Here is a 17,915-nt window from a genome sequence, read left to right on the forward strand (position 1 = left end):
TATACTTGCGTGGGAGACAGAGCTAGAACAGCAGCGGGCAACAGTTGAGGAAAAGGACCAACAGTTTGCTACGCTGAAAAAACAACAAGAAGAAGCTGAAGAACTCTATTATCAGTCAAAAGAACGAGCAGATGCCTATAAACGATTAGCAGAAATTGAAGAAAAACAGCAAAGAAATGAAGAAAGAAAACAAGAAATTGCTCAGCTGAAAGAGAAAGAACAGGCGTTGCGTTGGGCAGAAAAACAGAGCATCTTAGTGGAGAAACAACAAGATGTACAACAGCATCTACAAAAAATTATGAGTCAAAAAGAACAGCTGTTGCACTTGCAGAAAGAAAAAGAAGAAGACTTCTCCAAATGGACAAACCAAAAAGAAGAGAGTGAACAGCTTGTTCAGCAAGTAAAAGAAAAAAAAGAGCGTGCACAAAAAATTCAGTTTTTACTGCCGATTGCAAAAGAATACGATGATTTAACTCAGTTGAAACAAGAGAAAGATCAACAGCTTACAAGTTTAAATGAAAAGAAACAAGCGATAGAAGCAAGTAAAGCAGCGTATGGAAAAAAGTATCAGAAGCTTGAAGCGATAATTAAAGAAAAAACGAATTGGCAGGAAAAAAAACTCTCTTTATTTGAAACAGAACAGATGGTTAAACAAACGCAACAGTTAGAGGAATCCTGTGAGGAGCAACGAGTAACAGAAACGCAATTACTTGAAGAACAACAAGTAGTAAAAGAAAAACTCCATTTAACAACGGAGCACGTTCAACAAAGTAGTGAAGAATTAGTAGAAATAAAAAGCGAATGGGCAAAAATGCAGATTGCGCGGTTAAGTCTATTGCTTGTTCCAGGGGCGCCTTGTCCAGTTTGTGGTGCAACAGAACATCCAAGTGAGGGGACCACTCATCAAATATATTCATCTGAAACGATTAAAGAAAATGAAGAGGCGCTTACTTTAGCGGAAGACCAGCTAGCACAAGAACAACAACTACTTCAGCATATGCAGGCGCAATCCCAACAACTTGAGACTCGTATTTTAGAAAATCAGCAGGGACAAAAAGAAGTTCAACGACAGTTAGAAGAACAAACACAACTTCTTGAACAGCAAATCCAAGCAAATTATAGTCTATCTTTGGAAGTCCAGCAAAATGGCAAAGAAGGGTATTCAGAAATTCTTCAGCAGCTAAAAAAGGCACATGAAGAACAAGACATCAATATTCAACAAGCAGAAGAAGAAGCGCTTGAATTAGAACGCGCGCGTTTACAGATTATGGAAGAGCAAACGGAAGTGGAACACTCTCTTGCAGTAAAGACGAATGAACTGGGTGAGATAGAAGGACAAAGACAATCGTTAGCCAAACAAACGGAGGAAGGTTCTTACCAACAGCTAACGCAAGAATCTGAACGACTGAAAGAGTCCATTCAACAATTGGAAAATAATCTGATGAGTTACGAACAAGAAGGGCAAATGCTACGTGAAACTTTGCTGAAATTAAACGAGCAAGTTCAAGGGCTAGAGGAACAAATCACCAATCAAATTGATGAAGAAATGAACGTAAGAGCCTCTCTGGAAAAAAGAATCATTGACTCTCCGTTTATAGATGAAGAAAGTGAGCTGCTAGCACTTTTTGAAGAGGTTGAAGTGCTTGAAACTATTCAACAAACTATTCACCAATATGAAGAAGAACAAGCAGTTTTGAAGAGTCAACATCAAACAATTAGTCAGCAGATTGGTGAAAAAGATCTTCCTGAATTATCCGTCATTCAACTTGAATGGGAAGAAAAGAAACAACAGATGTTAGAGAGCCAAAAACGTGTGGTTCAAGCACAAGAGCAATGGCAAAGAAATGAAGAGTATCGCCAACAGCTGGCAGCTCTCTATGAAAAAAGTCAGAAACAACTAGACGAGATTAGTTTATTTCAACAGCTAGCACAAACTATTAATGGTGAAAATGCATTTAAGACAAGTTTGGAGCGCTATGTACTGCAGGCATATCTTGAAGAGGTATTACTTGTCGCTAACTTGCGTCTAGGAAGATTAACCAGAAATCGCTATCAGTTTGAGCTTTCTGATGGCGTTGGTAGTTATCGTAGCAAAACGGGTTTGGAAATTAATGTGTATGATGACAATGCGGGAGCGACGAGAAGTGCGCATACATTGTCTGGAGGAGAAAGTTTTATTGCGGCACTTGCTTTAGCTTTGTCTTTAGCCGAAGTGATTCAAAGTCAAGCAGGTGGTGTGACTATAGAGGCTTTATTTATTGATGAAGGGTTTGGCTCACTAGATGAGGAATCCTTAGAAATGGCCATGGAGGCGTTGGAAACGATTGAAAATGAAGGACGAATGATTGGTATAATTAGTCATGTTCGTGAGTTAAAGAGCCGAATTTTACAGCAAGTGTTAGTAAAAAGTACGGGTACGGGTCAAAGTACCATTGATTATCAGTTAAATGACTAGAGAAGGGAGGGAAAAAAATGAAATGGAGTATACCAGAAAAAGTGATTGAGCGTGGACGGACCTATTTAAATGAAGGTCGTGTTTTGTCAGTGACACCTGATTTTGAGAATAGAGTATGGCACGCAGAGGTTTTAGGTTCGGAGTTGTATCTCGTAGGGTTAGATGGAACGGCCAAAGAGAACGATTTGTGCCAATGTCCTTATTGGCAAGAGCATCATTACTGCAAACATACGGTGGCAGTTGAGCTTTATCTTAGAAAACAAACAATTTCTCGTGTGATGAAGGAAAGTCAGCGTCTTCCGGAATCAAAGCGGGTATCTACTTCAGATATGTTTACAAAAGGATTTGCACGTCTGCAGGAAACAAAAAAGGAGCCAGAAAGTACTCCGTTGTTTTCAGAGTTTATTGTAGAATCAATTGAAACAAATCAATATCATCCAGAGTTTTCAGTATTAGGAATTTCATTAAGAGTGGGTTATGCCACAGGAAAGAAACGTAGTTATGTAGTGAAAAACATCTATGAGTTTTTGCAAGCTGTTGAGGAAGAAAGAATCTATACAGTAAACAAACAGTATCCATTTACTCTGCTAGAAAAAGTGTTTGAACCTAGTCAGTGGGCATTGTTAAAAGAGCTGTCAGAAATGGCGCAGACCCAGCAGCTGTTAGGAACAACCGGACTCCAAGTAAAAGGGAAAATGGATAAACGCTATTTATTGCTGCCTATTCAACGAGGAAAAGAACTGCTCGAACGTTTGGCATCAACCAAGAATTTAAAATTGATAGTCGGTGAAGATACCTATAAACAGATTCAATTTACGACAGAAGAGTTACCGCTAAAAATGATTGTTGAAAAAGTGCAGGATGAATTTGAGCTTCATGTAAACCAAACCTTTGATCATTTTTTCAGCTACTATCACTGGGGAATTATTTCAGGAAAATTTTACGAATTGACACCTGCTCAGCAATCCATTTACACAACGCTTGAGCAATTGTTAAAACGAATGAAAGAACCTGTAGTGTCTTATCAGAAAAGTGAATTATCTCAATTATTTAGAGAAGTCTTGCCTGTTTTGAAGAAAATAGGGCAGGTGGAAGTTCAGGAAGCCGTCACTAATGAAGTCAGTGATACTCCGGTTCAGCCTATTCTATTTTTTCGAAAAGTCAAAGGAATGATTCAGGTTCGAGTGGACTTTGCCTATGGGGATGTGGTTTTTTCAACGGATAAAAAACATCAGATCTTACCTGAAGGAAGAAAAGAAGTCCTTCGTGAAACAGTCCGAGAAGAGCAGGTTCTTTCCCTCTTCCCACTGTATAGCTATAAGAAGAATAGCACTGGATTTGAAAAAGCTTTGCCAACTGGAGAACGGCTTTACGCCTTTTTTACAAAAGAGCTTACCGTTTTTCGACATCACGCAGATGTAAAGATTGGAAAGAAGCTTAGAGAATTGTATCTTGATGCCCAGCATTATCAACCTCAAATTGAGGTTAGTGAGGATGGCTCATGGTTAGATGTACGATTTGACGTAACAGGGATTGAAGAGCAGGAAATTGATGCTGTTTTACAAAGCTTACTCAGAAATGAACGCTTTTATACGCTAGAAAATGGACAGGTTCTTTCATTTGATTCAGAAGAGTTTCAGCAAACAAGCACGATGCTGTCGCAGCTGAGAGAAAAAATCCACTCGGAAAATGGCGTGATACAGATGCCGCGAAACCAAGGTCTAGTTTTACAGGAGAAGCTAAAAAGTACACGTACGCATTTTAGCACATCCTTTGATGAAATGGTGACAGACCTCATCCACCCTGAACAGTTTGAAGCAAGTTTGCCTCAGCAAATTAATGCCCAGTTGAGGGAATATCAGGTGACAGGATTCAAATGGTTGAAAATGTTGAGCCACTACCAATTTGGTGGGATACTGGCAGATGAGATGGGACTAGGTAAAACGCTCCAGATGATTACGTACTTGTTATCTGAAAAAGAAGAAAAAGAAACGATTTCTGCCTTAATTGTGGCACCAGCAAGTTTGATATATAACTGGCAGGCAGAAATCAAAAAGTTTGCACCAACACTTACCTCTGTGGTTGTTGGTGGGAACAGGAATGAACGTGAAGCATTGCTGAAGCTTCCTGTTGATATTCGGATTACATCCTATGCAAGTTTACGTCAGGATGAAGATCTTTATCAAAAAGAACAAGTGGGTTATCTCGTATTGGATGAAGCGCAAATGGTAAAAAATAGTGCAACGAAGACAGCTCAGGCTTTGCGGAAAATGCATGCCCCTCAACGGTTTGCGTTAAGCGGAACACCGATTGAAAATAATCTGGAAGAGTTGTGGTCATTATTCCAAACAATTATGCCTGGATTTTTCCCCAATAAAACGAAATTCCGGGAATTAAAAGTGACAGAAATTTCTCAGATGATTCAACCATTTATACTTAGAAGAGATAAAGCGACTGTGCTAAAAGATCTTCCGGAAAAAATTGAATCAAATCTCTATAGTGTATTAACAGAGGAACAAAAGAAAGTCTATCTTGCTTATTTACGTCAGATGAGAGAGCAAGTCAATCAAATGGATGCAGCGACATTTAAGAAAAATAGAATCAGTATTTTAGCTGGTTTGACTCGTCTGAGACAAATTTGTTGTGATCCTAGGTTATTTATAGAGGATTATACAGGTGGTTCAGGAAAGTTAGATCAAGTAAAAGAGATGGTTTTAGCAGCAAAAGAAAACAATCGGCGCGTGTTGTTATTTTCTCAGTTTACAAGTATGCTTTCAATTATTGAAGAAGAGCTGTCAGAGCTTGGTATGACTACGTTTTATCTTCGAGGAAGTACGAAACCTCAAGAGCGAATAACTATGGTTGATGCATTTAATGCTGGAGAAAAAGATGTTTTCTTAATTTCTTTAAAAGCGGGAGGAACTGGATTGAATCTCACTGGAGCAGACACAGTTATTCTCTATGATTTATGGTGGAACCCGGCAGTAGAACAGCAAGCAGCTGGACGTGCGCATCGAATTGGGCAAAAGAATGTCGTGGAAGTTTGGCGAATGATTGCAGAAGGAACAATTGAAGAGCGCATGGATTCTCTTCAACAAGAAAAACGAGAGCTTTTCCAAAAAGTAATACAAGGAAATGATGATCAGCTAAGTAAATTAACAGAAGAAGATATTCGATTAATTTTGAGTATTGGAGAGTAGATAAATAGCAGGAGTAAGAAGGCGTAACCTTTCGCCATCTACCACTCCTGCTTTTTTGCTTATTCCTAAAAATAAAGAAACATTTATTTTGATTCTCTATACAATCACTTATCTTAAGGTGAAACCCATATGAGAGAAGTCCCTGATAGTATTACATGCTAGTGCAGCCCTCCTGAGCTGGCAGTACACTAAATAGTTAGAATCTACTTATCTCGCCTAAAAAATAGATTGAATAGTTTCAAATAATTGTTCAAAGGAAGTTAATTCCATATCAAATAATGGTTGTTCTCCATCTGGGAGCGACCGTTCTCTATGGTTAAACCATAACGAGTGCCAATCACTTTTTTTGGATCCAACAACATCATTTTCAAAGCTGTCTCCAACATAAAGTGTTTTTTCAGCAGTGAAGCCAAATGATTTCTCAGCTAGTTTGAATATCTCGACTTCTGGTTTTTGAAAACCAGTTGCTTGCGAAATGATTACGCGTTCACTAGGTACCCATTTTTCTAAACAAAGCTGCTTTACTTTTTTGTATTGGTGATCGGTTGGACCGTTAGTGATAATTCCGATAGGGATTTGTTTTTCTTGAAGATAGTCGAGTGTTCGCTTTACTTCCTCATGCATGCAAATGTTATCTAATTCTTCTTCATATACTTTTTGAAAATGCAAACCGTCTTCTTCCGTGATATGGGGATAATCCAAGTCAATTAAGGATTGGCTTATTCGATGTGCACGCATATATTCAAGCGTCCATTTGTTTGCCATTACTTTTGGGAAATTTTCATCGCTATGATAGCGAAATCGAATATAAAGCTCCTTCATATCTTCCTCAGTCACTAAAGGAATCACTCGGTTTACAGCATTCTTGAAGGGTTGCTGCTGGTCATAAATTGTGTCATCAACATCAAAGACAATTGCTTCAATCAAAAATAGTCCACGCCTTTCAAAATTTTCATTTATTTTCAAAGTAAAATCCTCATTCATTGTAGTCGAATTTCATGAATAAAAAAAGGGGAAAAATACTGTTAAATAAAGGTTTATATTACCTATTTTCATTAAAGGTTGATAGGTCAAGCAAAGTCAAATTTCAGTTTTTTTCACCGAAAAAGAAATAAATTGGTTTTCTTTTCAGAAAATGTTAGAAAGAGAAGAATTCTTGAAAAATCATTATGGTATACTAGATTTTGTGTGAGAAAATTTACAGGGAAGTTAAGGAGGAAGAAAATGTTAAAACGTTTTTTTAGTTATTACAGACCTTATAAAGGGCTGTTTCTATTAGATTTTTCATGTGCGGTATTGGCTGGGTTACTAGAATTGTCATTTCCTGTGGTTGTCAATCAAGTAATCGACAAAATTATGCCAAAAGAAGATTTTCGCTTAATTGCATGGGCATGCATTGGCTTACTACTCTTTTATATTATTAATACAGCTTTACAATATGTTGTGGTATTCTTTGGTCACAAATTGGGCGTAAATATTGAAACGGATATGCGCCGAGAGTTATTTAATCATCTTCAAACGCAATCTTTTGATTATTATGACAATCAAAAAACAGGAAAACTTATTAGTCGTCTAACGACAGATTTATTTGAAATTTCTGAGGTAGCGCATCATGGACCAGAAGATGTATTTATCACGATTATGACTTTACTGGGTTCATTTTTATTGATGTTGAATATTCATGTGAAATTAGCGGTTGCGACCTTTATATTGATTCCGTTTATTACAATTGCTTTGGTATTCTTCAATAAAAAAATGACAAAAGTAAATACTCGAATTTATGATAATCTTGGTGAATTTAATGCAGGGGTTGAAGCGTCAGTTAGCGGGATTCGTGTGACACAGTCTTTTTCAAATGAAGCATTTGAGAACCGTCGTTTTGAGGGATTGAGTCAAGCGTATAGAAAATCAAAAATTTTGTTTTATAAGGTAATGGCAGTCAGCTCTTCTTATAACTACTTTTTAATTCGTCTAATTAATTTATTTGCGCTGATTTTTGGTGCTTATTATACAATTAATGGAGAAATCACCAATGGGCAATTTGTTGGATTCATCTTACTGGCGAATGTGTTTGTTCGACCAATTGAAAAAGTAAATAACATGATAGAAAGCTACCCAAAAGGAATTGCTGGTTTCAAGCGATTAACAGAGGAGCTTGATAAGAAGCCTGCTATTGTGGATAAGAAAGACGCGGTAGAAGTAACGTCGCTTCAAGGAAATATCTCTTATTCGGATGTCTCCTTTTCCTATAGTGATAAAACCAAAGTTTTAGATCATATTAATTTAGCGATTAAACCGGGTGAAACCGTCGCATTTGTTGGGCAAAGCGGTTCAGGGAAAACGACGTTATGTAACTTACTTCCTCGTTTTTATGAGGTATCTAGCGGGGCTATCACGATTGATGGAATGAATATTCAAGAGATGACATTATCTTCTTTGCGCAGTCAAATTGGAATTGTACAACAAGATGTGTTCTTATTTCCTGGAACCATTCGAGAAAATATTGCTTATGGGAAGTTAGATGCTACAGAAGATGAAATTTTACAGGCGGTAAAGTTAGCACATTTGGAAAAAGTCATCGACCAAATGTCTGATGGTCTGGATACAATTATTGGTGAGCGAGGGGTAAAACTCTCTGGAGGTCAAAAACAGAGAGTAGCGATTGCACGTATGTTTCTGAAAAATCCTCCGATTCTTATATTAGATGAAGCTACTTCTGCATTAGATACTGAAACAGAGCAAGTGATTCAGGAGTCTCTAAATTCGTTAGCAGACGGCCGTACAACTCTGATTATCGCGCACAGGTTAGCAACAATCAAACATGCGACTCGAATCATTGTTGTTAGTGAGGACGGAATTTTGGAAGAGGGGACGCACGAGCAGTTAATGAATTTAGACGGGCATTATCGAGCGCTCTACAATGCTCAGTTTAGAAAATAAGTACACAAATTGAACGTGAGCTACCGGATTTCCAGTAAGCTAAGTATACATGGTGAAGAATGAGTACTCCGTTCATTTTTTATTTACCATACTCCGCCGATCCAAGCTTTTTACGAACAAAAGAATAATTTTTTCTAAAGCAAAAATCCAGAAAATACGTATAAAAAATAGACTTTTTTTCATTTTGCTGATGAGAAGAGTTCATTTTTAGATAAAGTAAAGTGAAAACATTTGATGAAAATAGACAATTTACTGCGTATTTTAGAAGTATCATAAAGAAATAAATATAAGAATATCTAGGTGTTTTTCAAATCTTTAAATAACAAAAATATATTTATATTTTTTGAGTAACTTTTTTAGAAAATCGGAAAAGAAATTTCTCCCTATTTCCAGTAGTGTTTCCTTATGAAATAGTTAAGCAAAAGGAAAATAGTTCAATTTAAAAGAAAAATACAAAAAATAAAAAACAAGAATATCGCAAAATTATTTCGTATATTTGCCTAAATATTGCTAGTGATTGATACAGTTTTTTGTTCTGTTTCACGTATTTTTTTAGATTTTTCTAAAAATTTGAAATTTCTCATTTTCATTATAAGGTTTTCAAAAAAAGATTGATTTTATAATGAAAACTTTTTAAAAAACATTCATTTTTTGTGTGTTTATTTTGAAATTGGCTAGCATTTCATAAAAATATTCGTTATAATAAGAACAGATAGAAGAACGAACTCTTCTTCTGTTCCAAAACTGTGACGTTGTTCACAAAAGGAGTGATGCACGTTGTTAACACTTTTTACTTCCCCAAGTTGTACCTCTTGTCGTAAAGCTCGTGCGTGGTTACAAGAACATGAGATTCCTTTCGTTGAAAGAAATATTTTCTCTGAGCCATTAAATATTTCTGAGCTGAAAGATATTTTACAAATGACTGAGGATGGTACAGAGGAAATCATTTCGACACGATCGAAAGTTTTCCAAAAGTTGAATATGGATTTGGATGAATTATCACTGCAAGATCTTTTGACTCTTGTACAAAAAAATCCTGGGTTGTTACGTCGTCCAATTATGATTGACGAGAAACGTTTGCAAGTTGATTTTAATGAGGATGAAATTCGTCGGTTTTTACCACGTGATGTTCGCCAATTGGAATTACGTCAAGCACAACTGATGGCAGGCCTATAAAATGATTGCATAAGTATATACGGATTGTTTAATAAATAGATGAAGTGGTCGGACAAAAGCGGCTAACTCCTAGAAATAATGAGAAGCTGATTTTTTGTTTCTGCCACTTTATTAAGATTCTAAGAGCGTGGACTATAACTATTTTGAGTTATGGCCATGCTCTTTTTTCATTTTAATAAAAAAATTGTTTATCCTGACATATAATTTTTATCAAATGTTAGCAGCAAAGTTTGGCTGGAATAAAGCTAGATTTGATTGAATAAGTTGAATTTCCCTAAATATTTCCGAGGTTAGAAGTTTTTTCTTTACTTTTAGGGTGTTTCAGCTACAATGTACGTATATCCTATTACTAGGTAGAAGTGAGGTGTGGCTAATATGGAAATGGAACATATTAATGAAAATACTATCCGAGTATTGATTGGCAATGAAGATTTAGCTGCCAGGGGGATCACTTTTTTAGATTTATTAGGGAACCATAAGGAAATAGAAAATTTCTTTTATAGTATTTTAGAAGAAGTAGATGTAGAAGATGAATTTCAGGGAAGCGAAGCGGTGACTTTTCAAGTACTTCCAAAAGGTGACGGATTAGAACTATTTATCAGTAAAAGCTTGTCTGCAGAAGAGTTATCTCAGTTAGATGATATGCAAGGCTCTAGTATGGACGAGATTAGTGAATTTATGCGTGCTCAATCATCAGAAGATGAGCCTGACATGCCTGTTGAAGTAGAAAGTTCATTCCAAAGTGTTATCTTCGTGTTAGATGACTTTGAACAAATGATTGCTTTGTCAAATGAAACATTTTTAGAATCAGCATGGTCAAATCTTTATCGGTTAAATGAATCTTACTATTTACAAGTGAATTTTCTCATGGATGAATTATCTAAGCATGATGTAGATGATCAAATTGCACAGTTACTGGAATTTGCAAAAACAACTCAGGTGACAGAAGAAGTTCTAGCAGAATATGGTGAGTTAATTATGGAGCGTAATGCGTTAGAATTAACTCGTTTCTACTTTAAATAAAAGAGGATGTTCTCCTGTTCTCTCTGCCCAAAGCTTATTAATTAAGTTTTGGGCTTTTTTTGTAAATAATAATCAAATAAAAAATAGAGAAAACTTTTATCAGGGGGACGAACAAAAAAGTTCACAAAACAATGAGGCCGTTGTGGAATCATTGCTTTTTTGCGTACCTTAGTGATGAGGTGAAAAAAATGTTAGTTGCAAAATGGAGAAATCAATTTGTTTATGCCGATGAGGTAGCCTTTCAAAAGGTTGTAGTGAATCGAAAAGAACTTCGTTGTCCAACATGTCAACAGCCTGTATTTATTAAAAAAGGACAATTTAAATCGCCGCACTTTGCTCATCGTAAAAATCAATGTCTATCTTTTAGTGAGGGAGAGACACAAGAACATATTTATTTGAAAAAGCTGTTGTTTCGCTGGTCTAATGAACAATTGGAATTAGAAGCCTACCTGCCAAAACTACAGCAACGACCAGATTTATTATCCTGTCAAATAGTCATTGAAGTGCAATGCTCTATCTTAGCACAAACCCGAATGATTGAACGAACAAGTAATTATTTGTCTCATGGGTATCAAGCTTGGTGGCTGATGGGGGAAAAACTGATGCCCAAAGGAACGCTTACTGCTCTTCAACGAAGCTTTTGCAGTTACAATAAGCTATTGGGCTGTTATTTTTGGTGTATAGATGCAAGGGAAGAAAAGATTCATTTATATTATCATGTGCTGGAATTTCCAAAAGGGGAATTATTTTTTCAAAAAAAAGAATGGGCATTTAAGCAGGAGACACTAGCAGAAATATATGCATGTCGCTTCCAGAAAAGACCGCCAATCTGTCAAACAGAGCTATTTCAGTACTGGGGAGATTATCAGAAAATATTATTCAAGGAGTTGGTTAGAAAGAAAAAGCAAACGTTTGAATTACAAAAGAAACTTTATTTGAAACAAAAGAATCTTCAGGCTATGTCTCACTGGATGTATCAGCCCAGTGCATACTATCTTTTTTTTGGTGTCCAGATTATGTACTACCGTAGTTATTTTGAGGAACTGCTTAATCAACGAAAAAAGATGAATCTAAAAGAATTAAATGAGTTCTTTCAAGTTTGGCGCAAACAAACGACGATGAAAAAGTGGACGTTTCCATTATGTAAAAAAGAAGAGTTGGAAAAAAAGCTCTTTCTCGAGTGTTTAAAACTTTCAAAAATAGAAATTATCAGAAATTTCGAAAAATTGGGAACGAATTGATGAAAGAATGGTAAAAAAAAAAATTATTGTGCTAAAATAGACGTAGATTAAATGAAGGGGTGTATGAAATGAGCGAAACAAAACAATTACCTGATCGTTCTTCACTGGCAACAGACGTTACTTGGGACTTAACAAAAATCTTTGCCTCTGATGAAGTATTTGAAGAAAAATTCCAAGAGCTTTCAACAGAGCTTGAAAAAGCTGATAGCTTTAAGGGGACACTAGCAGCAGGTTCAACACAATTTTTAGCTGCTATTGAATTTTTATTGGATGTGTATCGGAAAGTCGAAGTGATTTATGTATACTCTCATCTAAAAAATGATCAGGATACAGCAAATTCAACTTACCAAGCAATCTATGCAAGAGCAAGTAGCTTATTGGCAAAAACCAGTGCTGCTGTTTCATGGTTTGAGCCAGAGGTGCTGACATTGTCTGATGAACAGATTTGGGCGTACTTTGAAGAAGAGCCTAAACTTGAAATTTATCGTCATTTTGTTAAACAAATGGTTGATAACCGGGCGCATATTCTTTCTTCTGAAGAAGAAGCCCTTTTAGCGGGAGCTAGCGAAATTTTTGAAGCATCAAGTGATACGTTTGCTATTTTAAATAATGCAGATTTAACTTTTCCTGTTGTTAAAAATGAAGAAGGTGAATCTGTGCAGCTTTCTCATGGCGTCTATGGTCAATTGTTAGAAAGCACGGATAGAACTGTTCGAGAAGCCGCATTTAAAGGCTTATATGGTGTCTATAAGCAGTTCAAAAATACATTTGCATCTACTTTAAGTTCTCATGTAAAAGGACACAATTTTAAAGCAAAAACACGTAAATACAGCTCTGCCAGAGAGGCTTCATTGAGTAATAATCACATCCCAGAAAGTGTCTATGATACATTAGTAACAGTTGTCAATAATCACTTACCATTACTTCATAGATATGTAGCACTAAGAAAACGATTATTAGCTGTAGATGAGTTGCATATGTATGATTTATACACACCTGTATTAGGGGAAGCACCTATCAAATTTACGTATGACCAAGCACGTGAAAAAGCGTTAGAAGCTTTGCAGCCATTAGGACCTGAGTACATGGCAGTTGTTGAAGAAGCTTTTGAAAACCGTTGGATTGATGTTGTTGAAAATAAAGGAAAACGCAGTGGCGCCTACTCATCAGGTGCGTATGATACTCTGCCATATATTTTAATGAACTGGCATGATGCGTTAGACCAACTTTACACATTGGTTCATGAAATGGGACATAGTGTACACAGCTATTTCACACGGAATAATCAACCTTATGTTTATGGTGACTATTCTATTTTCTTAGCAGAAATTGCTTCAACAACAAACGAAAATATTCTTACAGAGCATTTATTAGAAACAGAAAAAGATCCTCGGGTTCGCGCTTATGTGCTAAACCATTATCTGGATGGGTTTAAGGGAACGATTTTCCGTCAAACACAATTTGCAGAGTTTGAACATTTCATTCACACTGAGGATGCAAAAGGAACACCTCTTACAAGTGAATTTTTAAATGAAAGCTATGGAAAATTAAATGCGAAATATTATGGACCAGCAGTAGAAGAAGATGAAGAAATCGCGTTAGAATGGTCTCGTATCCCTCACTTCTACTATAATTACTACGTGTTCCAATATGCTACTGGATTTTCAGCAGCTTCAGCTTTAGCTGATAAAATTGTTGAAAATGAACCAGACGCACTAGAAAAATATCTTACGTATTTAAAATCAGGAAATAGTGATTATCCAATTGAAGTCATGAAAAAAGCAGGTGTCGATATGACACAATCAGCTTATATTGAAGAGGCGATGAAGGTATTTGAAGCACGTTTGGATGAACTGGAAGCATTGATTAGTGAACTAGACAAATAAAAAAAAGCTCTCTTAGATTCTGTTTTTCTAAGAGAGCTTTTTTTGTGCTTTATCGATACTAGTAAGAGATAAGAGTGTTTAAATTAAATGTAAACTATGTCCGTTAGTTCCGACTTGGCGCTTATTTTTTTGGTTAAAATAGTCTTCATCTAAAAGATCATAAATTGTTTCAGGAGACTGGCAGAGTTCAAAAATATCACTCATCGCCGCTTTTCCTTCCACTAAGACACCAAAATCCTTATTGTATGAAAAGTTGTAGACAACAGCAGATGGATGTTGGACGATGTCCATTTCTCTGGCAATTTGCTGATCAGAATAGAAGGCTTCCTTAACAAATTCTGATTCTCTGTCTTCTAAAAACATCTCTAAATCACCGCCCGTATCAACGATTAGCTCTTCTACTAATTTTTTTGAGTAGGCTTTTCCATGACAGCCGACCGCTTCTTGCAGACGTAAAAGAAAATGACGTCCTTTTTTCTTTCCTTGAAGCTGAGCTGCCTTATAATCCAAAGAAGCGGAAAAAATCGTTTCAAAAAGATGATTTCTTTTCTTTATATCAGTAGTTGGAATACCTTCACGTTTCATTAAATCCCCAATTGTACGTAAATTAACTAGTGGTATAAATCGAAATTGAATTTTCTTAGATCCGCTTTCTACAAAATCTAAAATTTGTTTTTCTGTGTGATAACAAATACTCCCCAAAGGGTTAATAAATAAATAAATTTCTATCAAATGAATCTCCCCCAAACAGACTCTATGTGACAAACAAGTCAACATGACAATATAACCTTACCAAAAGAAGATGAAAAAAGAAATTAAATGGCTTGTGAACAGCCATGACAGAAGCTTATTGAGTAGCTTCCAGCATCCGCTGAATTTTATTTTTTGCTGGTTGATATGTTAGCGATAATCGAGACAGAAGGTTTCTAAACTGAATTTTTCCAGCGGCATAATCTGTAACTTCAAGTTCTAGTTCATAATCATGAGATTCGCCATACCAGCTTTCATCAATAGCCAACAAGCCTTCCACTACAGGAAACTCAGCGCGCTTTGTTGTCAATTTCCCAATTGATTTTAGTGAGCGGCTGTCGATGTGATAGGTTTGAAGACAATCGTGAACAGCGCCAAAACTTGGAAGACGATCTTCTAAAAGATACTCTTGGGCTTGACTCAGCGTTAGGTCATCCGTAGTTTCCAATAGGCCATCTTCGACAGGTACTTTTAATGTTAACTCGGCGTGTGTTTCCAAGACTCGAATGCGTAAACCCATCTTTTCTTTTTTTAATACATTCATCTCATTATCAAAATAAACATTTGTCTGTGTATGAAAGTCTTTCTTTTCTAATTGGAATAGTTCACAGACTGCCCGGTAGTTTTCAGCAGTCAATAATGTTTTAAATTCAATCTCTAAATTTTCGCTCATGAAAGCACCTTTCTTTCTTTGTGTTCATTGTTACACAATCTAATTTATTCCGTCAATTGAAAGGCCCCATTTTCTTATGCCAATTTTTGGAGATGAATTCTGTAAAATTTGGAAATTCTTAAACGGATTCAGTGAGTGTTTTTTCTTGTTTATGTTAAAATGTAGAGTGAACGCTATAAGATAAGTTGAGGGATTGCTATGGAACGAGATTGGGATACATTTTTAGCGCCATACGAACAAACAGTTTCAGAATTAAAAGTGAAGTTGCGAGGGATTCGTAAGCAATTTCGTGAACAAAATCGCCATGTACCAATAGAGTTTGTTACAGGACGAGTCAAACCAATAGAAAGTATTATTACAAAGTCACAATTGCGACATATTCCGATGCAACGCTTAGAAGAGGAAATGTCAGATATTGCGGGTCTAAGAATTATGTGTCAATTTGTGGATGATATCCATCAAGTTGTCCAAATTATACGAAATCGAAAAGATATGAAGGTCATTCAGGAACGAGATTATATTACGAATAAAAAGGCAAGTGGTTATCGTTCCTATCATTTAGTTATTGAATATCCAGTCCAGCTAGTTGGCGGAGAGAAGAAAATTTTAGCGGAGATTCAAATTAGAACGCTCGCAATGAATTTCTGGGCGACGATTGAACATTCATTAAATTATAAATATCAAGGAGCATTTCCAGAAGAGATGAGTGAACGTCTTCAACGTGCAGCAGAAGCTGCCTATCAATTGGATGAAGAAATGTCAACAATACGTGAGGAAATCCAAGAAGCACAACGACTGTTTTCTCATGGTCGTGGGAAGTCCGAAGACGTTTATTATCATAAGTCAATGGATCAAGAGGAGTGAAAAAATGACAAGCATGAAAGTAGCGATTGTCCAAAATCATGAAGAAAAATCGCAAGTTGTCGCACAAAAATTGCGAGAAATGTTGAAAAAGGCCAATATAAAAATTGATGACCAGAGACCTGAGCTTGTCATTTCAATTGGCGGAGACGGAACGTTGCTTTCTGCCTTTCATCGATTTAATCATCGATTGGATGAGGTTAGTTTTTTGGGTGTTCATACAGGGCACCTTGGGTTTTATACCGATTGGCGTGATTTTGAATTAGAGGAGCTAGTGGATAGTTTAAGTAGTAATCGAGGGAAAAGTGTAAGCTACCCTCTGCTTGACGTACGGATTACTTTTTTAGATGGCAAACCAGACAAACATTTTTTAGCTTTAAATGAATCTACAATTAAACGGGGAAACCGAACCATGGTAGCAGATATTTTAATCAAGGATGAGCTATTTGAACGTTTTCGTGGGGATGGTTTATCTGTTTCTACACCAACAGGTTCTACCGCCTACAATAAAAGTGTTGGAGGAGCCGTGATTCATCCAAGCATCAATGCGTTTCAATTAGCTGAAATTGCTTCATTAAACAATCGTGTGTTCCGAACACTGGGCTCACCTATCGTAATCGCTCATACTGAATGGCTGGAAGTGAAGCTGCAGGACAGTAAGGATTATCTTGTGACCGTCGACCAGCTAGATATTGAACAAGACAATATTGCCTCTGTCTATTATCGTATAGCAGATGAACGAATTCATTTTGCATCATATCGACATATGCATTTTTGGCGTAGAGTGAAAGATGCGTTTATTAGTGAGGGGTAAACATGGAGTTTTCTTGGCAGTTTAAAAAAGAACAATCCCAGCAAATAAAATATTTTTTAAAAGAAAAAGGGATATCTAAAGGATTATTAGCAAAAATCAAGTTTCAAGGTGGAGAAATTAAAGTTAATGGAAAAGTGGAGAATGTCTTGTTTTCTCTTACCTACAATGATATGGTAAAAATTGTGATTCCAGATGAAGGGGAACATGAAACGCTCTTACTCGACGATCACCCGATAGATATTGTTTTTGAGGATGACCATCTTTTGATTGTGAATAAACCAGCTGGTGTTTCTTCGATTCCAGCTCAATATCATCCAAATCACACGATGGCAAATCGAGTCAAAGCCTATTATAAAAAACAAGGCTACGCCAATCAAGTGATTCATGTAGTAACAAGACTGGATCGAGATACCTCTGGGCTAATGCTTTTTGCAAAGCATGGATTTGCTCATGCAAAGCTGGATGTACAGTTGAGGGCAAAGAATTTTGTGAAAAAATATCAAGCACTTGTCAGCGGGGAAAATGAGCATTTAAATCGTCATGATGAGATTATTCAACCTATCGGAAGAGATTATAGTTCATTATTAAAACGTAAGGTAACAGAGGAAGGTCAGTATGCGAAAACAGAATACTGGCTAGAAAAAATACAAGACGAAATCGCACTCGTTGATATTCAGCTCCACACAGGGAGGACGCATCAAATACGCGTGCATTTTTCAGCGATAGGCTGTCCGCTGTTAGGGGATGAAATGTATGGGGGAAGACTAGATTTGGGGATTACAAGACAGGCACTTCATTGTTATGAGCTGCAGTTTTCGCACCCTTTTACGAACGAGCCGCTAGCCTTTTATCAGCCTATGGCGACAGATATGCATCAATTAATACAAGTAGATTAA

Annotated in this window: 12 protein-coding genes and 1 pseudogene; 10 read left to right on the top strand and 3 right to left on the bottom strand. The window is 36.5% G+C overall.

The features are described 5' to 3' along the window. Window positions 1–793: 793 nt before the first annotated feature. Window positions 794–2,455: pseudogene (locus I589_RS18810) on the top strand (SbcC/MukB-like Walker B domain-containing protein); the annotation flags it as partial. A 17-nt stretch (window positions 2,456–2,472) separates the two neighbouring features. Next, complete coding sequence (locus I589_RS13075) at window positions 2,473–5,655, top strand: DEAD/DEAH box helicase (protein WP_010768245.1); 3,183 nt, start codon at window positions 2,473–2,475, stop codon at window positions 5,653–5,655. Window positions 5,656–5,871: 216 nt separating this feature from the next. Here I589_RS13075 and I589_RS13080 read toward each other — a convergent pair whose 3' ends face one another. Next, complete coding sequence (locus I589_RS13080) at window positions 5,872–6,582, bottom strand: HAD family hydrolase (protein WP_034685353.1); 711 nt, start codon at window positions 6,580–6,582, stop codon at window positions 5,872–5,874. A gap of 297 nt (window positions 6,583–6,879) precedes the next feature. On the opposite strand from I589_RS13080, the gene I589_RS13085 reads away from it, so the two are divergent. From I589_RS13085 to pepF, 5 genes are all read left to right on the top strand, one after another. Then, on the top strand, window positions 6,880–8,595 hold the full coding sequence (locus I589_RS13085) for an ABC transporter ATP-binding protein (protein ID WP_010768247.1): 1,716 nt from the start codon (window positions 6,880–6,882) through the stop codon (window positions 8,593–8,595). A 777-nt stretch (window positions 8,596–9,372) separates the two neighbouring features. Next, entirely contained in the window at window positions 9,373–9,771 is a 399-nt protein-coding gene (gene spxA, locus I589_RS13090) for a transcriptional regulator SpxA (protein ID WP_010768248.1), read from the top strand. A gap of 375 nt (window positions 9,772–10,146) precedes the next feature. After that, a complete protein-coding gene (locus I589_RS13095; protein ID WP_010768249.1) occupies window positions 10,147–10,794 on the top strand; it encodes an adaptor protein MecA in 648 nt (215 codons plus the stop codon). A gap of 188 nt (window positions 10,795–10,982) precedes the next feature. Further along, a complete protein-coding gene (locus I589_RS13100; RefSeq protein WP_010768250.1) occupies window positions 10,983–12,035 on the top strand; it encodes a competence protein CoiA in 1,053 nt (350 codons plus the stop codon). Window positions 12,036–12,103: 68 nt separating this feature from the next. Further along, the gene (pepF, locus tag I589_RS13105) at window positions 12,104–13,921 is read left to right on the top strand and encodes an oligoendopeptidase F (RefSeq protein WP_010768251.1); all 1,818 of its coding nucleotides are present in this window, start codon (window positions 12,104–12,106) and stop codon (window positions 13,919–13,921) included. Between the two features lie 78 nt (window positions 13,922–13,999). On the opposite strand, the gene I589_RS13110 is transcribed toward pepF, so the two are convergent. Together I589_RS13110 and I589_RS13115 are read right to left on the bottom strand one after the other, a co-directional pair. Continuing rightward, a complete protein-coding gene (locus I589_RS13110; RefSeq protein WP_010768252.1) occupies window positions 14,000–14,653 on the bottom strand; it encodes a ClpXP adapter SpxH family protein in 654 nt (217 codons plus the stop codon). Window positions 14,654–14,768: 115 nt separating this feature from the next. Then, complete coding sequence (locus I589_RS13115) at window positions 14,769–15,344, bottom strand: CYTH domain-containing protein (protein ID WP_010768253.1); 576 nt, start codon at window positions 15,342–15,344, stop codon at window positions 14,769–14,771. Window positions 15,345–15,542: 198 nt separating this feature from the next. On the opposite strand from I589_RS13115, the gene yjbM reads away from it, so the two are divergent. From yjbM to I589_RS13130, 3 genes are read left to right on the top strand one after another with little or no spacing between them, the layout of a single operon-like run. Next, window positions 15,543–16,208, top strand: a complete 666-nt coding sequence (gene yjbM, locus I589_RS13120; protein WP_010768254.1) for a GTP diphosphokinase — start codon at window positions 15,543–15,545, stop codon at window positions 16,206–16,208. A 13-nt stretch (window positions 16,209–16,221) separates the two neighbouring features. Continuing rightward, window positions 16,222–17,019 (top strand): NAD kinase, encoded by a 798-nt coding sequence (locus I589_RS13125; RefSeq protein WP_034685355.1) that lies wholly within the window; start codon window positions 16,222–16,224, stop codon window positions 17,017–17,019. Between the two features lie 2 nt (window positions 17,020–17,021). Beyond that, window positions 17,022–17,915 carry an RluA family pseudouridine synthase gene (locus I589_RS13130; protein WP_010768256.1) on the top strand — a complete coding sequence of 298 codons (894 nt, stop codon included), beginning with the start codon at window positions 17,022–17,024 and terminating at the stop codon, window positions 17,913–17,915.

The organism is Enterococcus phoeniculicola ATCC BAA-412, assembly GCF_000407505.1.
GTDB lineage: Bacteria > Bacillota > Bacilli > Lactobacillales > Enterococcaceae > Enterococcus_K > Enterococcus_K phoeniculicola.